The 253-nt window shown below is 64.0% G+C and carries 1 protein-coding gene; it reads right to left on the reverse strand.

Annotated features, from left to right (window positions below):
- Positions 1 to 253 (reverse strand): VCBS domain-containing protein (locus tag EN845_RS35210; protein ID WP_135931371.1); only part of this gene is annotated, 253 nt, incomplete at both ends.

The following is a 253-nucleotide window of genomic DNA, read 5'->3' on the forward strand; positions in this document are numbered from 1 at the left end:
TGCGTGTCGCCATTGTCGACATCGGTGTCGTTGGAAAGCACATTGCCGCTGACCGGATTGGGATCGGCCAGCGTGTTGGTGTCTTCCTTCACCGCCGCCGCATCGGCCACCGCCACCGGCGCGTCATTGGTGCCGGTGATGGTGATGGTCAGGTTGGCGGACGAAGAGCCGCCGTGGTTGTCCGAGTTGGTGTAGCTGAAGACGTCGGTGACGGTGGCGCCTTCGGCAAGCTGCTGCACCGAGGCCAGGCCAT

The sequence above is a fragment of the Mesorhizobium sp. M8A.F.Ca.ET.202.01.1.1 genome (genome assembly GCF_004791595.1).
Taxonomy (GTDB): domain Bacteria; phylum Pseudomonadota; class Alphaproteobacteria; order Rhizobiales; family Rhizobiaceae; genus Mesorhizobium.